This is a genomic window from Tianweitania populi (genome assembly GCF_014652875.1).
In the GTDB taxonomy this organism is placed as follows: Bacteria; Pseudomonadota; Alphaproteobacteria; order Rhizobiales; family Rhizobiaceae; genus Tianweitania; species Tianweitania populi.
Genome location: NZ_BMZQ01000002.1, coordinates 510115 through 526571 on the forward strand (window position 1 = coordinate 510115; position 16457 = coordinate 526571).

Annotated in this window: 14 protein-coding genes; 6 read left to right on the forward strand and 8 right to left on the reverse strand. The window is 62.5% G+C overall.

Annotation, left to right across the window (positions count from 1 at the left end):
• The first annotated feature begins 60 nt into the window (after positions 1-60).
• The 3 genes from ubiE (at position 61) to IE166_RS11800 (ending at position 3911) form a co-directional block, all read left to right on the forward strand.
• The gene (gene ubiE, locus IE166_RS11790; RefSeq protein WP_189504061.1) at positions 61-837 is read left to right on the forward strand and encodes a bifunctional demethylmenaquinone methyltransferase/2-methoxy-6-polyprenyl-1,4-benzoquinol methylase UbiE; all 777 of its coding nucleotides are present in this window, start codon (positions 61-63) and stop codon (positions 835-837) included.
• A 13-nt stretch (positions 838-850) separates the two neighbouring features.
• Positions 851-2422, forward strand: a complete 1572-nt coding sequence (gene ubiB, locus IE166_RS11795; RefSeq protein ID WP_189504062.1) for a 2-polyprenylphenol 6-hydroxylase — start codon at positions 851-853, stop codon at positions 2420-2422.
• 535 nt (positions 2423-2957) lie between these two features.
• Positions 2958-3911, forward strand: coding sequence for an aldo/keto reductase (locus tag IE166_RS11800; protein ID WP_189504065.1), 954 nt, complete (start codon positions 2958-2960; stop codon positions 3909-3911).
• 453 nt (positions 3912-4364) lie between these two features.
• On the opposite strand, the gene uvsE is transcribed toward IE166_RS11800, so the two are convergent.
• Positions 4365-5414, reverse strand: coding sequence for a UV DNA damage repair endonuclease UvsE (gene uvsE, locus IE166_RS11805; protein ID WP_189504067.1), 1050 nt, complete (start codon positions 5412-5414; stop codon positions 4365-4367).
• Positions 5411-6475: a DHH family phosphoesterase gene (locus IE166_RS11810; RefSeq protein WP_189504069.1), complete on the reverse strand. Its 1065-nt coding sequence runs from the start codon at positions 6473-6475 to the stop codon at positions 5411-5413. Before IE166_RS11810 ends, uvsE begins: the two co-directional genes overlap by 4 nt.
• 102 nt (positions 6476-6577) lie before the next feature.
• On the opposite strand from IE166_RS11810, the gene IE166_RS11815 reads away from it, so the two are divergent.
• Positions 6578-7243 carry a DUF2161 domain-containing phosphodiesterase gene (locus IE166_RS11815; RefSeq protein ID WP_189504072.1) on the forward strand — a complete coding sequence of 222 codons (666 nt, stop codon included), beginning with the start codon at positions 6578-6580 and terminating at the stop codon, positions 7241-7243.
• Here the strand turns inward: IE166_RS11815 and IE166_RS11820 are convergent.
• The 4 genes from IE166_RS11820 to IE166_RS11835 form a co-directional block, all read right to left on the reverse strand.
• Positions 7240-8856, reverse strand: coding sequence for a GMC family oxidoreductase (locus tag IE166_RS11820; RefSeq protein WP_189504074.1), 1617 nt, complete (start codon positions 8854-8856; stop codon positions 7240-7242). The two genes, IE166_RS11815 and IE166_RS11820, sit on opposite strands and share 4 nt — an antisense overlap.
• A 65-nt stretch (positions 8857-8921) precedes the next feature.
• Complete coding sequence (locus IE166_RS11825) at positions 8922-9254, reverse strand: hypothetical protein (protein ID WP_189504076.1); 333 nt, start codon at positions 9252-9254, stop codon at positions 8922-8924.
• 18 nt (positions 9255-9272) lie between these two features.
• A complete protein-coding gene (locus tag IE166_RS11830) occupies positions 9273-12359 on the reverse strand; it encodes an efflux RND transporter permease subunit (RefSeq protein WP_189504078.1) in 3087 nt (1028 codons plus the stop codon).
• Positions 12356-13552, reverse strand: a complete 1197-nt coding sequence (locus IE166_RS11835; protein ID WP_189504080.1) for an efflux RND transporter periplasmic adaptor subunit — start codon at positions 13550-13552, stop codon at positions 12356-12358. Before IE166_RS11835 ends, IE166_RS11830 begins: the two co-directional genes overlap by 4 nt.
• 127 nt (positions 13553-13679) lie before the next feature.
• Between IE166_RS11835 and IE166_RS11840 the strand changes: the two genes are divergently transcribed.
• Positions 13680-14225 carry a TetR/AcrR family transcriptional regulator gene (locus IE166_RS11840; RefSeq protein WP_189504082.1) on the forward strand — a complete coding sequence of 182 codons (546 nt, stop codon included), beginning with the start codon at positions 13680-13682 and terminating at the stop codon, positions 14223-14225.
• On the opposite strand, the gene IE166_RS11845 is transcribed toward IE166_RS11840, so the two are convergent.
• Positions 14212-14739 carry a metallophosphoesterase family protein gene (locus IE166_RS11845; RefSeq protein WP_189504084.1) on the reverse strand — a complete coding sequence of 176 codons (528 nt, stop codon included), beginning with the start codon at positions 14737-14739 and terminating at the stop codon, positions 14212-14214. The genes IE166_RS11840 and IE166_RS11845 overlap by 14 nt on opposite strands.
• Before the next feature lie 73 nt (positions 14740-14812).
• Here IE166_RS11845 and IE166_RS11850 point away from each other — a divergent pair, with 73 nt between their 5' ends.
• Entirely contained in the window at positions 14813-14974 is a 162-nt protein-coding gene (locus IE166_RS11850) for a Thivi_2564 family membrane protein (RefSeq protein ID WP_189504086.1), read from the forward strand.
• A 694-nt stretch (positions 14975-15668) separates the two neighbouring features.
• On the opposite strand, the gene IE166_RS11855 is transcribed toward IE166_RS11850, so the two are convergent.
• On the reverse strand, positions 15669-16262 hold the full coding sequence (locus IE166_RS11855) for a DUF2585 family protein (RefSeq protein WP_189504088.1): 594 nt from the start codon (positions 16260-16262) through the stop codon (positions 15669-15671).
• Positions 16263-16457: the final 195 nt, after the last annotated feature.

The window sequence follows — 16457 nt, forward strand, 5'->3', positions numbered from 1 at the left end:
AAAACGTAGCGCTTCGACTGTGGCTCGGCTATGGTCCGGCCGGTTTAAGGGATAAATTTGATGTCAGACCAACGTGCCACCGCCGCCGGCGAGATGAACCAGTCCTATGGCTTCCAGCCTGTCGGAGACGGTGAAAAGCAGGGCCGCGTCAACGAGGTCTTCCACAAGGTGGCGCAGCGTTACGACGTCATGAACGACCTGATGTCGGCCGGTCTGCATCGCGTGTGGAAGAACGCGATGGTGGCCGCTCTCAACCCTCCGCGTTCCCGCGCCTTCGCCCATCTCGACGTTGCCGGCGGCACTGGCGACATCGCGTTTCGCGTGATCGAAGCGTCGGACGGCCTTGCGCAATCCACCGTGCTCGACATCAACGGCTCCATGCTGGAAGTCGGCCGCGACCGCGCAGCCAAGCGCAACCTGCTCAACAACTGCACCTTCGTGGAAGCCAACGCCGAGAGCCTGCCCTTCTCGGACCGCACGTTCGACGGCTATACGGTCGCCTTCGGCATCCGCAACGTGCCGCATATCGATGTCGCGCTGAAGGAAGCCTTCCGCGTGCTGAAGCCCGGCGGTCGATTCCTCTGCCTGGAATTTTCCGAGGTCGACCTGCCCTTCCTCGAACAGGCCTATGAAGCCTGGTCGTTCAAGGCCATCCCGCCGATCGGAAAGCTGGTGACGGGCGACGGCGAGCCCTATCAGTATCTCGTGGAATCCATCCGCAAGTTCCCCAATCAGGAGAATTTCGCGACCATGATCCGCGCCGCCGGCTTCGAGCGCGTTTCCTACCGCAATTATTCCGGCGGCATCGCAGCGCTGCATTCGGGCTGGAAGCTTTGATCGCGAGCATCCGATGAGCACGCCCGCCGCTTATTTCCGGCTCGCTCGAGCCGGCTGGATTCTGTTGCGCGAAGGCGTTTTCGCGGCCCTTCCCGGACAGGACCTCGAAGGCCTGCCACATCGCGGCTGGCGCGTCGCGCAGGTGCTGGCCCGCCGTCGCGCACCCGATGAGCGCGCGCAACGCCTGATCCGCGCCACGCAGCTGCTTGGACCGTCCTATGTCAAGCTTGGTCAATTTCTGGCGACGCGCCCCGACGTGGTCGGCAGCGATCTCGCGCTCGACCTGACCCAGCTTCAGGACCGCATGCCGACCTTCCCGCGTGAAGAAGCCGCGCTGATGATCGAAGGCTCGCTAGGCCGTCCGGTTTCGGACCTGTTTGCGCGCCTCGATCCGCCGGTGGCAGCAGCCTCGATCGCGCAAGTGCATCCGGCCGAAATCCTCGATCCGCTCGGCGCCCGCAAGGTTGCCGTGAAGGTGATCCGCCCCGGCATCCGCCAGCGCTTTCAGGCCGATCTCGGCAGCTTCTTTCTCGCGGCCCGATTGCAGGAGCGCTTCATCCGCGCCACGCGCCGCCTTCGCCCGGTGGAGGTCGCGCAGACCCTGGCGCAGACTACCAAGATCGAGATGGATCTGCGGCTCGAAGCCGCCGCCCTATCCGAGATCGCGGAAAACACCCGCAACGATCCCGGCTTCCGCGTGCCCAATGTCGATTGGGAGCGCACCGGGCGCGACGTGCTGACGCTGGAATGGATCGACGGCGTCAAGCTCAATGACATTCCGGCCGTGCAGGCGGCCGGTCATAATCTGCCGGCGCTGGCAACCACGCTGATCCAGTCTTTCCTGCGCCATACGCTGCGCGACGGCTTCTTCCATGCCGACATGCATCCCGGCAATCTGTTCGTGGAAGCCGACGGGACGTTGGTGGCGGTCGATTTCGGCATTACCGGCCGTCTCGGCAAAAAGGAGCGCCGCTTCCTCGCCGAAATCCTGTATGGCTTCATCACCCGCGATTATCGCCGCGTGGCGGAAGTGCATTTTGAAGCCGGCTACGTGCCCTATCATCATGACGTCGCGTCCTTCGCGCAGGCGATCCGCGCCATCGGCGAGCCGATCCACGGCCAGCCCGCCGAAACCATTTCCATGGCCAAGCTGCTGACGCTGCTGTTCGAGATCACGGAGATCTTCGACATGCAGACGCGGCCCGAACTCGTGCTTCTGCAAAAGACCATGGTGGTCGTGGAAGGTGTCGCGCGTACGCTCGACCCTGCCTTCAACATGTGGCGCGCGGCCGAACCGGTGGTCGGCACCTGGATCCGCGACAATCTCGGGCCGAAGGGCTTGGCCATCGATGCCCGCGACGGTCTGCACGCGATGGTTTCGCTCGCCCGCCAGGCACCGGAACTCGCCGCCCGCGCCGAGCGCCTGTCGATCGAGGTCGATCGCATGGCCGAAAACGGGTTGCGCTTTGATCCCGAGACGGCCCGCGCCATCGGTCGCGAGGAAGCACGGCGCACCCGGTGGGGCCGTGTGGCGTTGTGGGTCATCGCCCTGACCCTGATCTGGATCGCCATCCAGGTCACCTGAGCCGCCACCATGCGACCAGCCAAGATCGACATGATCCTTGCCGGCACTGTCCTGGTGCTCTGCGCTTTCCTGCTGGCTTTCGCCCATTAGGGGCTGCCCTCGCGCATTCCCCTCCCCCTTGAGGGGAGGGGTAAGGGGTGGGGGTACCTTGGCGCTAACACCGGCGACTGGGTGGCGAGGCACAACAGAGCGGACGCGTCGGCACCAAGCCCGCCCCCACCCCTGCCCCTCCCCTCAAGGGGGAGGGAGGATGTCGCGTCGCCCATCACTTAATCCTCCGCCTTGTGCCCTACTCCTGTCATGCTGCCTGCGCATGACCCCGTGCGGCGGCATCTTCCTCAAGGGAGTGCTAGGCCGCTCCGACGGCCAGGCTCCCACCTCCCCCTTGAGGGGAGGTCGAACCGAAGGTTCGGGTGGGGTCGCAACGTGGCCGACATACACTGCGGCTTGATCCCCCACCCTCCGCCCTTATCTCCGACGTGGTGCCCGCGCACTCCCCGTGCGGGCCGGAAATTTCTGCACGAAAGGAAAATCCATGGAAAAACGTGCGCTCGGCAAAACCGGGCTGGAGATCGCGCCGCTGGTGTTCGGCGGCAATGTCTTCGGCTGGACGGCGGACGAACAAACCAGCTTCGCGGTGCTCGACGCCTTTGTGGATCACGGCTTCAACGCCATCGACACCGCCGATGTTTATTCGAGCTGGGTTCCCGGCAACAAGGGTGGCGAGTCCGAAACGATCATCGGCAAGTGGCTGAAGGCCAACCCAGCCAAGCGCGATCAGGTCGTGCTCTTCACCAAGGTCGGGTCGGATATGGGCGTGCCGAGTCATAAGGGCTTGTCACAGCGCTGGATCGCGGACGCTGCCGAAGACTCGTTGAAGCGGCTGCAGACCGATCATATCGACCTGTACTTCTCGCACTGGCCGGACCCGGACACGCCCTATGAGGAAACGCTGGGCGCCTACCAGACGCTTCTTGAGGCCGGCAAGATCAAGTCCGTCGGCGCGTCCAACCTCGACGCTTCTCAGTTGCAGGAAGCACTGAAGGTGTCCGAAGCCAAGGGCCTGCCGCGCTACCAAGTGCTCCAGCCGGAATACAACCTCTACGACCGGAGCAAGTTCGACGGGCCGCTGCGCGATCTTTGCATGCGCGAAGGGCTCGGCGTCGTCACCTATTTCAGCCTCGCTTCCGGCTTCCTGTCGGGCAAATACCGCTCGAAGGACGACCTGAAGAAGAGCAAGCGCGGTGAAGGCGTCGGCAAATATCTGGACGATCGCGGCCTCAAGATCCTCGATGCGCTCGATCAGGTCAGCGAAAGCCACAATGCCGAGCCGGCGGAAGTGGCACTCGCCTGGATCATCGCGCGTCCCGGCCTCACCGCGCCAATCGCCAGCGCCACCAGCGTGGATCAGGTCGAAAGCTTTGCCAAGGCAGCCAGCCTGAAGCTCAGCCAGGACGACATCGCAGCGCTCGACAAGGCGAGCACCTGATCCTCAAGCCGGCGGTCTAAGCGCCCCGCCCACCTCCCCCTTGAGGGGAGGTCGAACCGAAGGTTCGGGTGGGGGTTAGCAACCTAGCCGGCTTTGCCCACGCTTCACGCACCGCCAGCGACCGGTTCCTCTTCCAGTACGGCATCGGACTGTCGTGAAACGCCGGCGCATCATTCGGCCATGCCCCCTCTCCGCTTCGTCATCCTCGGGCTTGACCCGAGTATCCATGCCCGAACAGTCGAAGCAGTGCCCGGCAGGTAATATCCCCGGCCGGCCCACCAACAGCCGTTCAGGCATGGATCCTCGGGTCTGCGCCTCCGCTTGCGCTACGGCTCCGCCCAAGGATGACGAGGAGTGCGTGAGGCTGGTGCAAGCCTCCCCACCTCCCCCTTGAGGGGAGGCCGAACCGAAGGTTCGGGCGGGGGTAGCAACGTAGCCGGCTTCCCCCACGCCTCACGCCCCGCCAGCGACCGGTTCCTCTTCCAGCACTGCGTCGGACTCGGTTTCGAGCTCTGGCGCGTCCTTGGGCTCGATGCCGAAGCGTGCCGCTACATCCGGCGCATAGCGCAGCAGGTCGGGCCGCAGGCGCATCAGAGCGAGATCCTTGGCCTTGGCTTCCAGCATCACGTCGAAATCCAGCCCCTCGGCAATGCGCATGAAGGTCGCGAACTCGAACGGGCTGCAGAAGTCGGCATGGCCGGTGAAGACCGGCGCGACATGCTTGACGACCTTCTTCTTGGTCTTCTTGTCGACATGGATCTGCTCGCGCAGTTCCGTGCGCGGCGAGGAGAAATGCAGCTTTGGCTGCTGTCCTTCCGGCCAGGTCTTGAGGATGGCTTCCAGCGTCTGGCGCATGTCGGCGCGCTCCGGGTTCAGGCACCAAAAATGCTGGTGGTCGAAGATCAACCGCACACCGGTATGCTCGTGGATCCACAGCACGTCCGCCGCCGAGAATCTGAGATCGTCATGTTCCAGCACCAGGCGGCGCCGCACCGGCTCCGGCAGGGTAGCCCAGGTGTCCACCCAGCGCTGGCGGGCGGCGGGAATGTTGCCGTAGGTGCCGCCGACATGGATCACCATCACCGCTTCCGGCCCAAGCTCCATGCGGTCGAGCATCTCGGCCTGGCTGGTGAGATCCCAGATGCTCTTCTTGATAAGCTCGGGGTCGGGGCTGTTCAGCACCACGAACTGCGAGGGGTGGAAGGACAGGCGGATGTCGAGTTCCTTCGACTTCGCGCCCAGAGCGCGCAACTCCGCGTCGCTCTCGGCCACCATGCCATGGAATTGCGGCATATCGGGATGCGTCGCATAGGGCGCGATGTCCGAGGACATGCGATACATCCGGATGTCGTGCTTCACGAGGTAATCGAGGATCGCGTCGATATATTCGAGCGACACTTTCAGGTGCGGATTGTTGGTCGACCGGCGGCTGTCGCCGCTCTTCAGGTCGTCGCGGCCCATGACCTTGACGGGAAAGCCAAGGCGCGAAATTCGTTTGTTCATGCCATTTCCGAGGATGCGGGCTGCGGCGCGCCGGATGCGTCGAAGCCGAGTGTGTTGAGGAAGAAGGTCCAATCGTCCCATCGCAGCGCGCCGCCGGAGGCCGCGCGGTGGCCATTGCCATATTGCTCATCCGCGCCCGGCGGGCGGTGTTGGGCGAGGAAGGCGAGGATGTCGGTGTCGTTGGAAGAGCGCACCGCAAAATGCACGAAGCCCTCGCGGTAGCCGGTATTGGCGGCAATGATGATCGCGTTCTTCAACCGCCCGCGCCATTGCTGCGCAATCAGCGGATGAACCTGACAGGGTGAGGAAAACTGCACCAGCGCGACATTGCCGGAGAATTTTGGGCCCACCTTGCGCGCGTCATCCAGCGCCTGCTTGACCTCGGCCTTGGCCGCCAGCAGCGCCTCGGTTTCCGCGAACTCACCGGACAGAACCTGCTTCGGCCCCTGTGCCTTCATCAGCAGATCGAAAGCCGGCGTTGCATCGCCCGAGCCGGTCCGACGCGGGGCGTTGATCAGAGAGGCTGCATTGCGCAGCGCGGTCACGCCGTAGGCCGATCGTGCTTCGGCCATTTCGGCAAAGCCGTAATCTTCCGTAAGGTCACCAATGATCCCGAGTGCCGCCAGCCAGAGCAGCCCCTCCTCAACCCCCGCCGCTTTCGCGCAGCGATAGGCAAGCAGGCTGGTTGTCGGCACAGGATCGTCGTTGAAGCCGGATATGACTGTGGCCTTATCAGGCACGCCGGTTGGCGCGTGATGGTCGATGATGATCGTGGGGATGTCAGGCAAATTTACCCGGTTCGAGACGCCGAGGTCGGCGATGATCAGACCGGTGGGCTGAAGCGCTTCCAACTCTCGCATGAAATCGTCGGAATAAGCATTCTCGCCCTTCCCGATGATGCGGATCGTGCTGTCAACGCCGCGCTTCAGCATCACGTTCTGCAGGATCGCGCCGGCAGAAAGCCCATCCGCATCGTTGTGGAACACGAGCAGCGGTCGTTCGCCGAGCTGTTCTACGGCGGCAGGAAAATCCTCGGGGCGATGGAAAGTGTGATCGGGCATGGGGCGAGAACGCAGCTTTGGCTCGAACGATCCGAACCCTGCTGGCTTCCCCTGCCATTCTTCGACGGGCTAAGTCTGGGTCATGAACAAACCGTTGATTCGATGACCGAAACCTCGCTCTACAAGCCGGTGAAGCGCTTCCTGGAAGGGCTTGGCTACCTTGTCAAAGGCGAGATCGGCCATTGCGATGTGGTCGGTTTGCGCGAAGGCGAGCCGCCGGTGGTGGTGGTCTGCGAACTTAAGATGCAGTTCAACATGGACTTGCTGCTACAAGCCGTAGACCGCGCCTCCGCCTGCGACGAAGTCTGGCTCGCCGCCAGGATGTCCAAGCGGGGCAAAGGGAGGGAACACGACGCCCGCTTCCGCAATCTGTGCCGCCGCCTCGGCTTCGGCCTGCTTGGCGTGACCGGTGCCGGCGGCGTCGAACTGCTGCTGAGCCCCGCAGCCCTTGCCCCTCGCCGAGACCCGCGCAAACGCTCGCGTTTGATCGAAGAACACCGCCGCCGCCGCGGGGATCCGGCGGAAGGCGGCATGACACGCCAGCCGATCATGACCGCCTATCGACAGGAAGCGCTTTCTTGCGCCGCCATGCTGGTGGATGGACCAAAGCGCCCTCGCGACCTCAGGCCGGCCAATCCCAACGCGCAGAAGATCCTACATCGTAACGTCTATGGCTGGTTCGTCAGCCCAGAGCGCGGCATCTATGACATTACAGATGCAGGCCGCGCCGCCCTGCTGCGCTGGCCGGTGGAAGCGCCGGCGCCTTAAGCGCGCGCGGCCTTCAGGATCGCTTCGGAGGCTTTCTCGGCGATCATCATGGTCGGCGCGTTGGTGTTGCCGGAGGTGATGGTCGGCATGACCGAGGCGTCCACGACGCGCAGGCCTTGAAGGCCATGAACGCGCAAATCCCTGTCCACCACGGCCATCGAATCTGACCCCATCTTCGCCGTGCCGACCGGATGGAAGATCGTGGTGCCGAGCCGTTGCGCGGCTTTCAGCAGGTCGTCATCGCTGACCGCCTCGGGTCCCGGCTTCAACTCCTTCGGCGTATAGGGCGCCATGGCCTGGGTTTCGAACAGGCGCCGGGCGTAGCGCAGTGATTCCACCGCCACCATCTCGTCTTCCGGCGTCGCCAGATAGTTCGGCGCGATCTTCGGCGTTTGGGCCGGGTCTTTCGAGCGCAGCGTCACCGAGCCACGGCTGGTCGGGCGAAGGTTGCAGACGGAAGCGGTGACGCCTGGAAAATCATGCAGCCGCTCGCCAAGCTTCTCGGTGGACAGCGGCTGGACGTGGAACTCGATGTTGGGCGTCGCATAGCGCTCGTTGCTTTTCGCGAAGATGCCGAGCTGGCTTGGCGCCATGGTGAGCGGCCCGGTGCGGCGCAGCGCAAATTCCAGCCCCATCCGCATGCGGCCGAACAGCGAGTTGGCGAACTGGTTCAGCGTCGGAATGCCGGTGACGCCATAGACTGCGCGGATCTGGAGGTGATCCTGCAGGTTGCGGCCGACGCCCGGCAGGTGATGTACGACATCGATCCCGTGCTCGCCTAGCGTCTCGCCATCGCCGATGCCGGACAGTTGCAGCAGATGCGGCGAGCCGATGGCGCCGGCGCTCAGGATGACCTCGCGCGCGGCCAGCGCCTGCATCTCCTTACCATTCACGCGATAGGCGATGCCGGTCGCACGACCGTCCTTCACCGTCACCTTCTCGACGGTCGCCTTGGTGGTGATCTTGAGGTTCGGCCGTTTGCGGGCGGGGTTGAGGAAGGCGCGCACCGCGCTCCAGCGTAAGCCGCCCTTCTGCGTGACATGAAAATAGCCGACGCCCTCATTGTCGCCGGTGTTGAAGTCGTGCGAATGGGGCAAGCCGATCTCTTGCGCCGCGTCGCGCACGGCATCCAGGACCGCCCATTTCAGCCGCTGCTTGTCGACGCGCAGCTCGCCTTCGGCGCCATGAAATTCGCTGGCGCCATCATAGAAGCGCTCGAACTTCTTGAAGACCGGCAGCACGTCGGCCCAAGACCAGCCGGTGTTGCCGGCCTGCGCCCAGCCGTCATAATCCTCAGCCTGACCGCGCATATAAATCATGCCATTGATGGACGACGATCCACCCAGGACCTTGCCGCGCGCATAGCCGATCGCCCGGTCGCCGAGCCCTTTCTCGACTTCGGTCTGAAACATCCAGTCGGTGCGCGGATTGCCGATCGTGTAGAGATAGCCGACGGGAATGTGGATCCAGTGGTAGAGGTCACGGCCGCCGGCTTCGAGCAAGAGAACGCGGGTGTTGGGATCAGCCGACAGGCGATTGGCCAGCACGCAGCCCGCCGAGCCTGCACCCACGATGATATAGTCGAAGCTCTCGGTTTCCCGCGCAGCCGCCATTCCAACCCTCCCGAACATGTCCTCCGGGTGGAATCATGAACCGGCTGGCACCGAACCGCAACGGGTCATGCGGCTGGATCGGGTTTTTGCAACGCGCTGTACCAGTCGGCATAAGGCGAGTTCACCGCCATCTTGCGGTTGTGATCGGGCGCGCCGTCCGTCCACCAGACGGGACCGCGCTCGCCTAGCGCGATCTTCGCCGCATCGACCCGGCCACGCGCCTGCTTTTCGGCATCGCCATCATGCGAACGGCGCGCCAAGGCTATGTCCCGGCGCGCCGTCATCAATTGTTTGACCAACAGGTCCCGCTCGGCCTCACCGAGATCGGGATTGCTCGTCCGCCAAAGCCTGCCCCGCACCACAAAGTACCGGCCATCCGGCGTGACCGGATACTTCATGGGCAAAACGCGGCCCGCTTATTCAGCCGGTGCAGGAAGGGCCAGCGGCTTGTCGTGCTTGGCCTGGCGTTCGCCATGCGTCTCCTTGTGGGCAAGGAAGGTATAGAACATCGGCACCACGAAGAGCGTGAACATCGTGCCGATCAGGATGCCGGTGACGATCACCAGGCCCATCGCGAAACGCGCTGCGGCACCCGCACCCGACGCGACCAGAAGTGGCGCAATGCCGAGCGCCATAGCGGCCGTCGTCATCAGGATCGGGCGCAAACGAACCTTGGCCGAAGCGATGATGGCCTCGAAGCGGTTCAGCCCGTGTTCCTCACGCTGCTGGTTGGCGAATTCCACAAGCAGAATGCCGTGCTTGGTGATCAGGCCGATCAGCGTGATCAGACCCACCTGCGTGTAGATGTTCAGCGTACCCAGCCCAAGGTTGAGCGGCAGGATCGCGCCGAAGATCGACAGCGGCACCGACATCATGATGATCAGCGGATCGCGGAAGCTCTCGAATTGTGCCGCGAGCACGAGATAGATCACCACGACAGCCGCGAGGAAGGCGATCAGGATCGTATTGCCCTGCTCGACCTCGAGGCGCGACTGGCCGGAATAGTCGATGAAGTAGCCGTCTTGCAGCAGCGGACGCGCAATGTTTTCGAGCGTCGACAGACCTTCACCCGTAGTGACGCTCGGCACAGGCAGGGCCGAGATCGTTGCGGAGTTGAGCTGGTTGAACTGCTCGATCGCCGTGGCCGTGACGCCGGTATTGATCGACACCACCGCCGACAGCGGCACCATCTCGCCGGTGGTGCTGCGAACAAAGAACTCACCCAGCTTCTCCGGATTGTTTCGATAGTCCTGAGGCACCTGCATGATGATGTCGTAGCTGTTGGAATCGCGGTCGAACTGCGCGATCGAACCGCCGCCGACCATCAGGCCAAGCGTTGCGCCGATCTCGCGAACCGAAATGTTCAGCGCAGCAGCGCGGTCGCGATTGATGGTCACGACAACCTGGTTGGCGTCATACTTCAGCGAGTTCTGCACCACGATGAAGCGGCCGGATTCCTGAGCCTGTTTTCGCACCTGCTCAGCCAGTTCATAAAGGCGGCTGGATTCGCCAGTGGTCTGAAGCACCAGCGAGATCGGCAGACCGCCGCCGGCACCCGGCAGAGATGGCGGCGAGAAAACGAGAGCTTCCACGCCGGCCACCTTGGAGATGCGGCCCTGGATGTCCTGCTGGATTTCGGCCTGCGATCGATCACGATCCGCCCAGTCCTTAAAGGCCCAGAGCGCGAAGGCCGAGTTGGTCGCACCACCCATGCCGACCACCGAGAAGTTCGCCCGCAGCTCGGGAATATCCTCGGTCAAACCGCGCATCTGGGTTGTGTAGGTATTGGTGTATTCGGCGGTCGCGTAGGGCGGTGCCGTCACCAGCGCGAAGAGCGCACCCTGATCTTCTTCAGGCGCCAGTTCGCTCGATGTCTTCGTGAACATGAAGCCGGTCAATCCAACCAGCACGATCACGATCAGCAGCGTAACCGGTCGATATTTCAGCGACCCGCTGACGAGACGCTCATAGCGATTTTCCAGCCGCGCGAAGGTGCGATCGACGAACTTCTGGAAACGGCTGTGATTGCCTTTCTTGAGCAGGCGCGCCGACATCATGGGCGTGATCGTCAAGGCGATGATGCCCGAAAGAACCACCGCGCCGGCAAGGGTGAGCGCGAATTCGCGGAACAGCGAACCCGTCAAGCCACCGGTAAAGGCGAGCGGCGCGAACACGGCCGCCAGCGTGATCGTCATGGCGACAATCGGGCCGGTGATCTCACGCATGCCCTTGAAGGCGGCATCACGCGGCTCCATCCCCTCCTCGATATGCCGGTGGATGTTTTCCACCACCACGATGGCGTCATCGACCACGAGGCCGATCGCCAGGACCATTGCCAGCAAGGTCAGGAGGTTGATCGAATAGCCCATCGCCAGCAGCACGGCGCAAACGCCGATCAGCGACAGTGGAATGGTGACGATCGGCATCAGAACCGAGCGGAACGAACCGAGGAACAGAAGGATGACCACGACAACGACGAACACCGCTTCGCCGATCGTCTTGAACACTTCCTCGATGGACGCGCTGATCTGCTCGGTGGAGTCATACATCATCGTCATCGTCATGCCCTCGGGCAGCGATGCCTGGATGGCCGGCAGTTCCTTGATCACCGCACTTGCGGTGTCGAGCGGATTGGCGGCCGGCGTCGGGAATACGCCGATAAAGGTGCCGGGCTGACCGTTGAACGTCACGATCGTGTCAGTGTTTTCGGCCGCAAGCTCGATCGTGGCGACATCGCGCAGCCGCACGACTTCGTCGCCCTCGGCCTTCAGCGGCAAGGCGCCGAACGCCTCAGGGTTCTGCAAGGTCGATTGAACGGTGATGGCGTAGGAAACGAGGTTGTTCTTGGTCTTGCCGGGTGCCGCAAGGAAGTTGGAAGCGGCAATCGCGCTCTGCACTTCAGATGCGGTCAAACCGCGTGCGGCGAGACGGATTGGATCGATCCACACGCGCATGGAGTAATCGGCTGCGCCGAAGATCTGGATTTCGGCAACACCCGGGATGGTCGACATGCGCGGGCGAATGACGCGCTCGATATATTCGGTGACCTGTTCATTGGTCATTTGCGGGTTCTGCATCGCCAGATACATCATGGCGAATTGCTGGCCCGTACCCTTGACGATGACCGGATCCTCGGCCTCCGTCGGCAGGTCGCCGCGCACCTGATTGACCTTGGCGATCACTTCCGTCAGCGCCGAATCCGGATCGGAGCCGAGCGTCATGGTGACGGTGACGACGCTGGCCGAAGGCGTGCTCTGCGACGTCACGTAGTTGATGTTTTCCGTGGTCGCGACGGCGCGCGAGATCGGCGCGGTGATGAAGCCCTGGATCAGGTCTGCCGATGCACCCGGATAGGTCGTCGTCACGGTGATGACCGTTTCCTCGACTTCCGGATATTGGCGCACGGCAAGATTGAACAGCCCCTGGAAACCCAGGAGCAGGATCATGAGGCCAAGCACCGTCGAAAGAACGGGCCGGCGGATGAAGATATCCGAAATGCTCATTGCTGCGACACCTGTGTCGGCTCACCGGACTTGGCCGGGTCGATCGTGTTGTCGATCGCAACCGGCGTGCCGTTGCTCAAGCGGTTCTGGCCGGCCGTGATGATCTGGTCACCAACATTGAGACCACCTTTAACCTCGATCTCCGCACCGTTGCGGCGGCCAAGCTGAACGAAGACCTGGGATGCCTGCTGCGTTGCCGGCGGCGTTTGCGGCTGGCCTGCGGCAGCGGCGGCGTCGCCCTGCTCTTCCTTCTGTTCCTTGTTTTCTTCCGCCTTCTTCTGCTCCATCGGACGAACGACATAGACATAGTCGCCATAAAGCGAGGTCACGACGGCCGTTTGCGGCAGGATGATGATGTCGTTTTCGGCAGGCAGCTGAACCTTGATGCGGGCGAACTGACCGGGGGTCAGGACATTGTCGGGATTCTCGATTGCAGCGCGGATGGAAACCAGGCGGCTGGCCGGGTCGATCTTCGGATCGATGCCGGTGATCTTGCCCTTGAATTCGCCGTCCTGGCCGTCAAGCGTCACGATCACTGGCTGATCGATGCGCATCTGGCCAAGGCGCTGTTCCGGCACGGTGAAGTCGGCGCGCATGGTGCTTACATCCTGCAGCGTCACGACCGCATCGCCTGGCGACAAATAACGTCCAACATCGACACGCGGGATGCCGACGGTGCCACTGAAGGGCGCGCGCAGCTGCTTCTGGGTCAACACGGCATCGAGCTTCTGGACCTGCGCAGTTGAAGTCTGGGCGGCAGCCTGCGCCGTATCCAGCGAAACGTTGGAGCCCACGCCGCGCTGCTGCAGTTCCTGCGCGCGCTTCAGCGACTGCTGGTCGAGTGCTGCCTGCGTCTTGGCGGCTTCGAGGTCGGCGCGCTGCACCGCGTCGTCCAGGCGCAGCAGAACGTCACCCTGTTTGACCTGCTGATTGGCCTTAAAGTTGATCTCGGTGATCACGCCCGCTGTTTCTACCGTCAGATCGACACCCTGATTGGCGCTGATCGTGCCGATCGCCTCGATGTTCGGCGTCCAGCTGCGCTTTTCGACAGCAACGGTCGAAACCGTCGCCGTCGGCACCGGCATATTGGCGAAGAAGTCCGTGATGGCCTTGTCGCGGAACATGTTGAAGCCAACGATCGCTCCTCCGACAAGGGCGAGCAGGACGATGGCAATCAGGAGGCGTTTGATCATGAGAAAAGCTCGGGTGGACGCGGGTTTCAATCAGTGAACTACCGCAAGGGTAGCAGAAAAGAGTTGTGTTGCAGTGCGGGATAGCTGTACCGTCTGGACGGTATTGTCAAGAGGAGCCCATGTCACAATGGTGACAGGACGCAACGAAACGCGTGACCGTATTCTGCAGGCGGCTTCCGAATTGGCCTGGGAAACAGGACCAGGCAATCTGTCGCTCGATGCGGTTGCGGCCAAGGCCGGCGTTTCGAAAGGCGGATTGCTTTACCACTTTCCCTCCAAATCGAGACTGCTGGAAGCCACCGTCGAAACTTTCGTGCAAGAGTATGACCAGACACTGAAGGCACGCGAAGCGGACCGACCGCCCGGGAGTCATGCGGTTGCGCACGCCTATCTCGACCTTTTCGTGGAACAGCACGTCTGCAAGCGTCCTCCGTCGTCGGGCATCCTCGCGGCATTGGCGGAAGACCCGTCCTTCCTCAATCCCGTGCGCCGCTACGAGCGCGAGCTGCTCGACCGCATCAAGGCCGATCTCGGCGATCCCGAACTGGCGATGATCCTATATTGTGCCATCAGCGGCTTGAAGAGCAGCGACCTGCTCAGCCTGGATGTCGCCAAGCCCGACGAGATCAAGAGCCTGATCGAACGGCTACGCGCGCTGATCAGCCAGCGCTAGCGTCAGGTGACTTGGGCGTTGCCCAGCGCTTGTTGGCCACGATGGTCTGCAGCGACACCGGCCGAAACCCTTGCGCGTCCACCCCGACATCGACCTGACGTGGCATTGGCTTCAAGCGCCCGTGTGAATGGCCATGCAGGTTGATCGACCTCTTAGCCATCCCATTCCAGGTGCGGAAGGCGTAGTGGCACAAGACGAGGTGATGCCCGTCGAGCTCAAGTTCGGCATAGTGCTGCACGCTCGCCCAACCCTGCGCAGCGGTTGTGGTTTCCGGATCGTTGTTGCCGATGATGAGGTGCTTGCGCCCGTTCAGTTGCGTGAGAAGCTGTTCGATCGCCGCCTGATCACCCCAGGCGAAATCGCCGAGGTGCCAGACCTCGTCATCCTCGCCCACGACGTTGTTCCAGTTGGCGATCAGCGACGCATCTTGTTCCGCCACAGAGGCAAAGGGGCGGCGGTCGATGCGCAAACCGCGCGCTTCGCGCAAATGCGTGTCACCTGTGAAGTAGATCATCTCGCCTCGCCGCTTGCCTTGCCTCCCCTATATGGATGCTGACGGCGATCGGCGCCGTGGAGAGGGATATTCCATGTCAGTTCTGATCAGCATCCTGATCACCTTCCTTGTCATCATCCTGGTGCTCTGGCTCGTGCAGCGTTTGCCGCTCGATGCCCGCATGCGTCAGATCGTGCAGCTCATCGTGATCATCATCGGCATTATCTCGCTGCTTCGCTATCTGGCTGTGTTTTAGAACCAGGCAGACCTGCGATGGCGCCAAGCAGTGATGCCGCGCGCCATCGCCGAAGCGGCTCCTTATGGAATGTCCCGCTTGAAGGTCACACCTTCGAGCACCACGGTCCCCAGATCGGGCGCGGATATCCTGCGGATCTGGCCGTCGGCGCAGACCGTTTCCGGCCACAGCTGACAAAGCAGTCCATCGCCAGGCAGAACGCATCGAGGCAATTGCCTTGGCGCCAGCGAAAGGAGTTTTCCGCCACGCGCTGAACCGTGCTGCCGTCGTCGCCAACCCATAGCCACCGGGTGCGCATGCTGAGCGGAGGCACGCTTTCTCCCAGCACAACCCATTCCCGGCCGGTCATCGCCGCCGCATAATCTGCCGCGACCTGGTTTGATGAATCGGCCAAGCGGGGACCAAGGAGATGGGAAAGATCAGGCTCGGCACGCGCAGCAAGCGGTGCAAGGGTCAGGCAGCAGGCGATGATCCATCTGCGCTTCATGGTGCCTTTTACCAAGGCTGGACGAACGGAGCAAAGTGTCCGGCGTGTCCCGGTCAAAACAAAAGGCCGGCACAAGGCCGACCTTTTCTAGGCGCCACCTCATTGCCGGCGCCAGTTCATCCGTGGTCGCCGGCGAGGTGACTGATCAGCATCTCACCGGAAGATGGTTAACAAATCATTAACAAAGTGCGTGGCCAGTCTCATCCTTTAGAACAAGCCGCCCACGAACCGCATCGTACTCAGGATCAGACCGTCGTTGATTGCGAAGGTCACGGCTGCTTCCGCCAGCAGGCCCAGCGCAATCACAACAAACAGCGGTAAACGCAAGGCAGCAACGAAACCGGCCAGCACGAAGACGCTGTCACCCAGCGAGTTCACGATCGTATCGCCGGCATAGTTCGCGCCGATTTCGGATTGGCCGAAATGGGCAATGATCCACGGCGTGTTCTCGATCACCTCCCAGCCCATGCTGAACGCGGCTGCGGCGACGATCATCCAGCCCAAAGGCCAGCGTCGCGACGTCCACCACATCACGGCGGCAAACAGCATGCCGGCGATGAGGTGCGAGAGCGAATACCAATCGGCGATCTGCTTGGAGTTTTCCGGACCGGTCGCATCGTTCAGCCACAGCTTCACGCCACAAGCGCAGGTCACGTCATTGCCCATCCAGTAGAGGATAGCAGCCTTGGCGGCGAGGATAGCAAGGACGGTAGCGACATAAACGAGAACAGGTGCCGGGCGCGGTATGAATTTGACCCGGCCAGCCGGTGGCGCGGCAGAAGCAAGATCGTGACTCGTCAAGAACGCCTCGCAAGTGGATGACCGATCGCTTCCATATAGGGCGGCAAGTGCGCCAGTCAGGGTTTGGCTGCCCCTCTTTGCCGTGGCAGGAGATGCGATCACGCTGAGTTCAAAACGGCTTTCCGCGCGATGTTCCAGCCCTATTTCCCATCCAGCCCTATTTCTCGGGGATCAAGCAATCGGCGGCGCGAAGGC

Bases quoted from the DNA above. Each gene is read 5' to 3' on its own strand.
- ubiE (WP_189504061.1), top strand. From the start codon at position 61: ATGTCAGACCAACGTGCCACCGCCGCCGGCGAGATGAACCAGTCCTAT.
- ubiB (WP_189504062.1), top strand. From the start codon at position 851: ATGAGCACGCCCGCCGCTTATTTCCGGCTCGCTCGAGCCGGCTGGATT.
- IE166_RS11800 (WP_189504065.1), top strand. From the start codon at position 2,958: ATGGAAAAACGTGCGCTCGGCAAAACCGGGCTGGAGATCGCGCCGCTG.
- uvsE (WP_189504067.1), bottom strand. From the start codon at position 5,414: ATGAACAAACGAATTTCGCGCCTTGGCTTTCCCGTCAAGGTCATGGGC.
- IE166_RS11810 (WP_189504069.1), bottom strand. From the start codon at position 6,475: ATGCCCGATCACACTTTCCATCGCCCCGAGGATTTTCCTGCCGCCGTA.
- IE166_RS11815 (WP_189504072.1), top strand. From the start codon at position 6,578: ATGACCGAAACCTCGCTCTACAAGCCGGTGAAGCGCTTCCTGGAAGGG.
- IE166_RS11820 (WP_189504074.1), bottom strand. From the start codon at position 8,856: ATGGCGGCTGCGCGGGAAACCGAGAGCTTCGACTATATCATCGTGGGT.
- IE166_RS11825 (WP_189504076.1), bottom strand. From the start codon at position 9,254: ATGAAGTATCCGGTCACGCCGGATGGCCGGTACTTTGTGGTGCGGGGC.
- IE166_RS11830 (WP_189504078.1), bottom strand. From the start codon at position 12,359: ATGAGCATTTCGGATATCTTCATCCGCCGGCCCGTTCTTTCGACGGTG.
- IE166_RS11835 (WP_189504080.1), bottom strand. From the start codon at position 13,552: ATGATCAAACGCCTCCTGATTGCCATCGTCCTGCTCGCCCTTGTCGGA.
- IE166_RS11840 (WP_189504082.1), top strand. From the start codon at position 13,680: ATGGTGACAGGACGCAACGAAACGCGTGACCGTATTCTGCAGGCGGCT.
- IE166_RS11845 (WP_189504084.1), bottom strand. From the start codon at position 14,739: ATGATCTACTTCACAGGTGACACGCATTTGCGCGAAGCGCGCGGTTTG.
- IE166_RS11850 (WP_189504086.1), top strand. From the start codon at position 14,813: ATGTCAGTTCTGATCAGCATCCTGATCACCTTCCTTGTCATCATCCTG.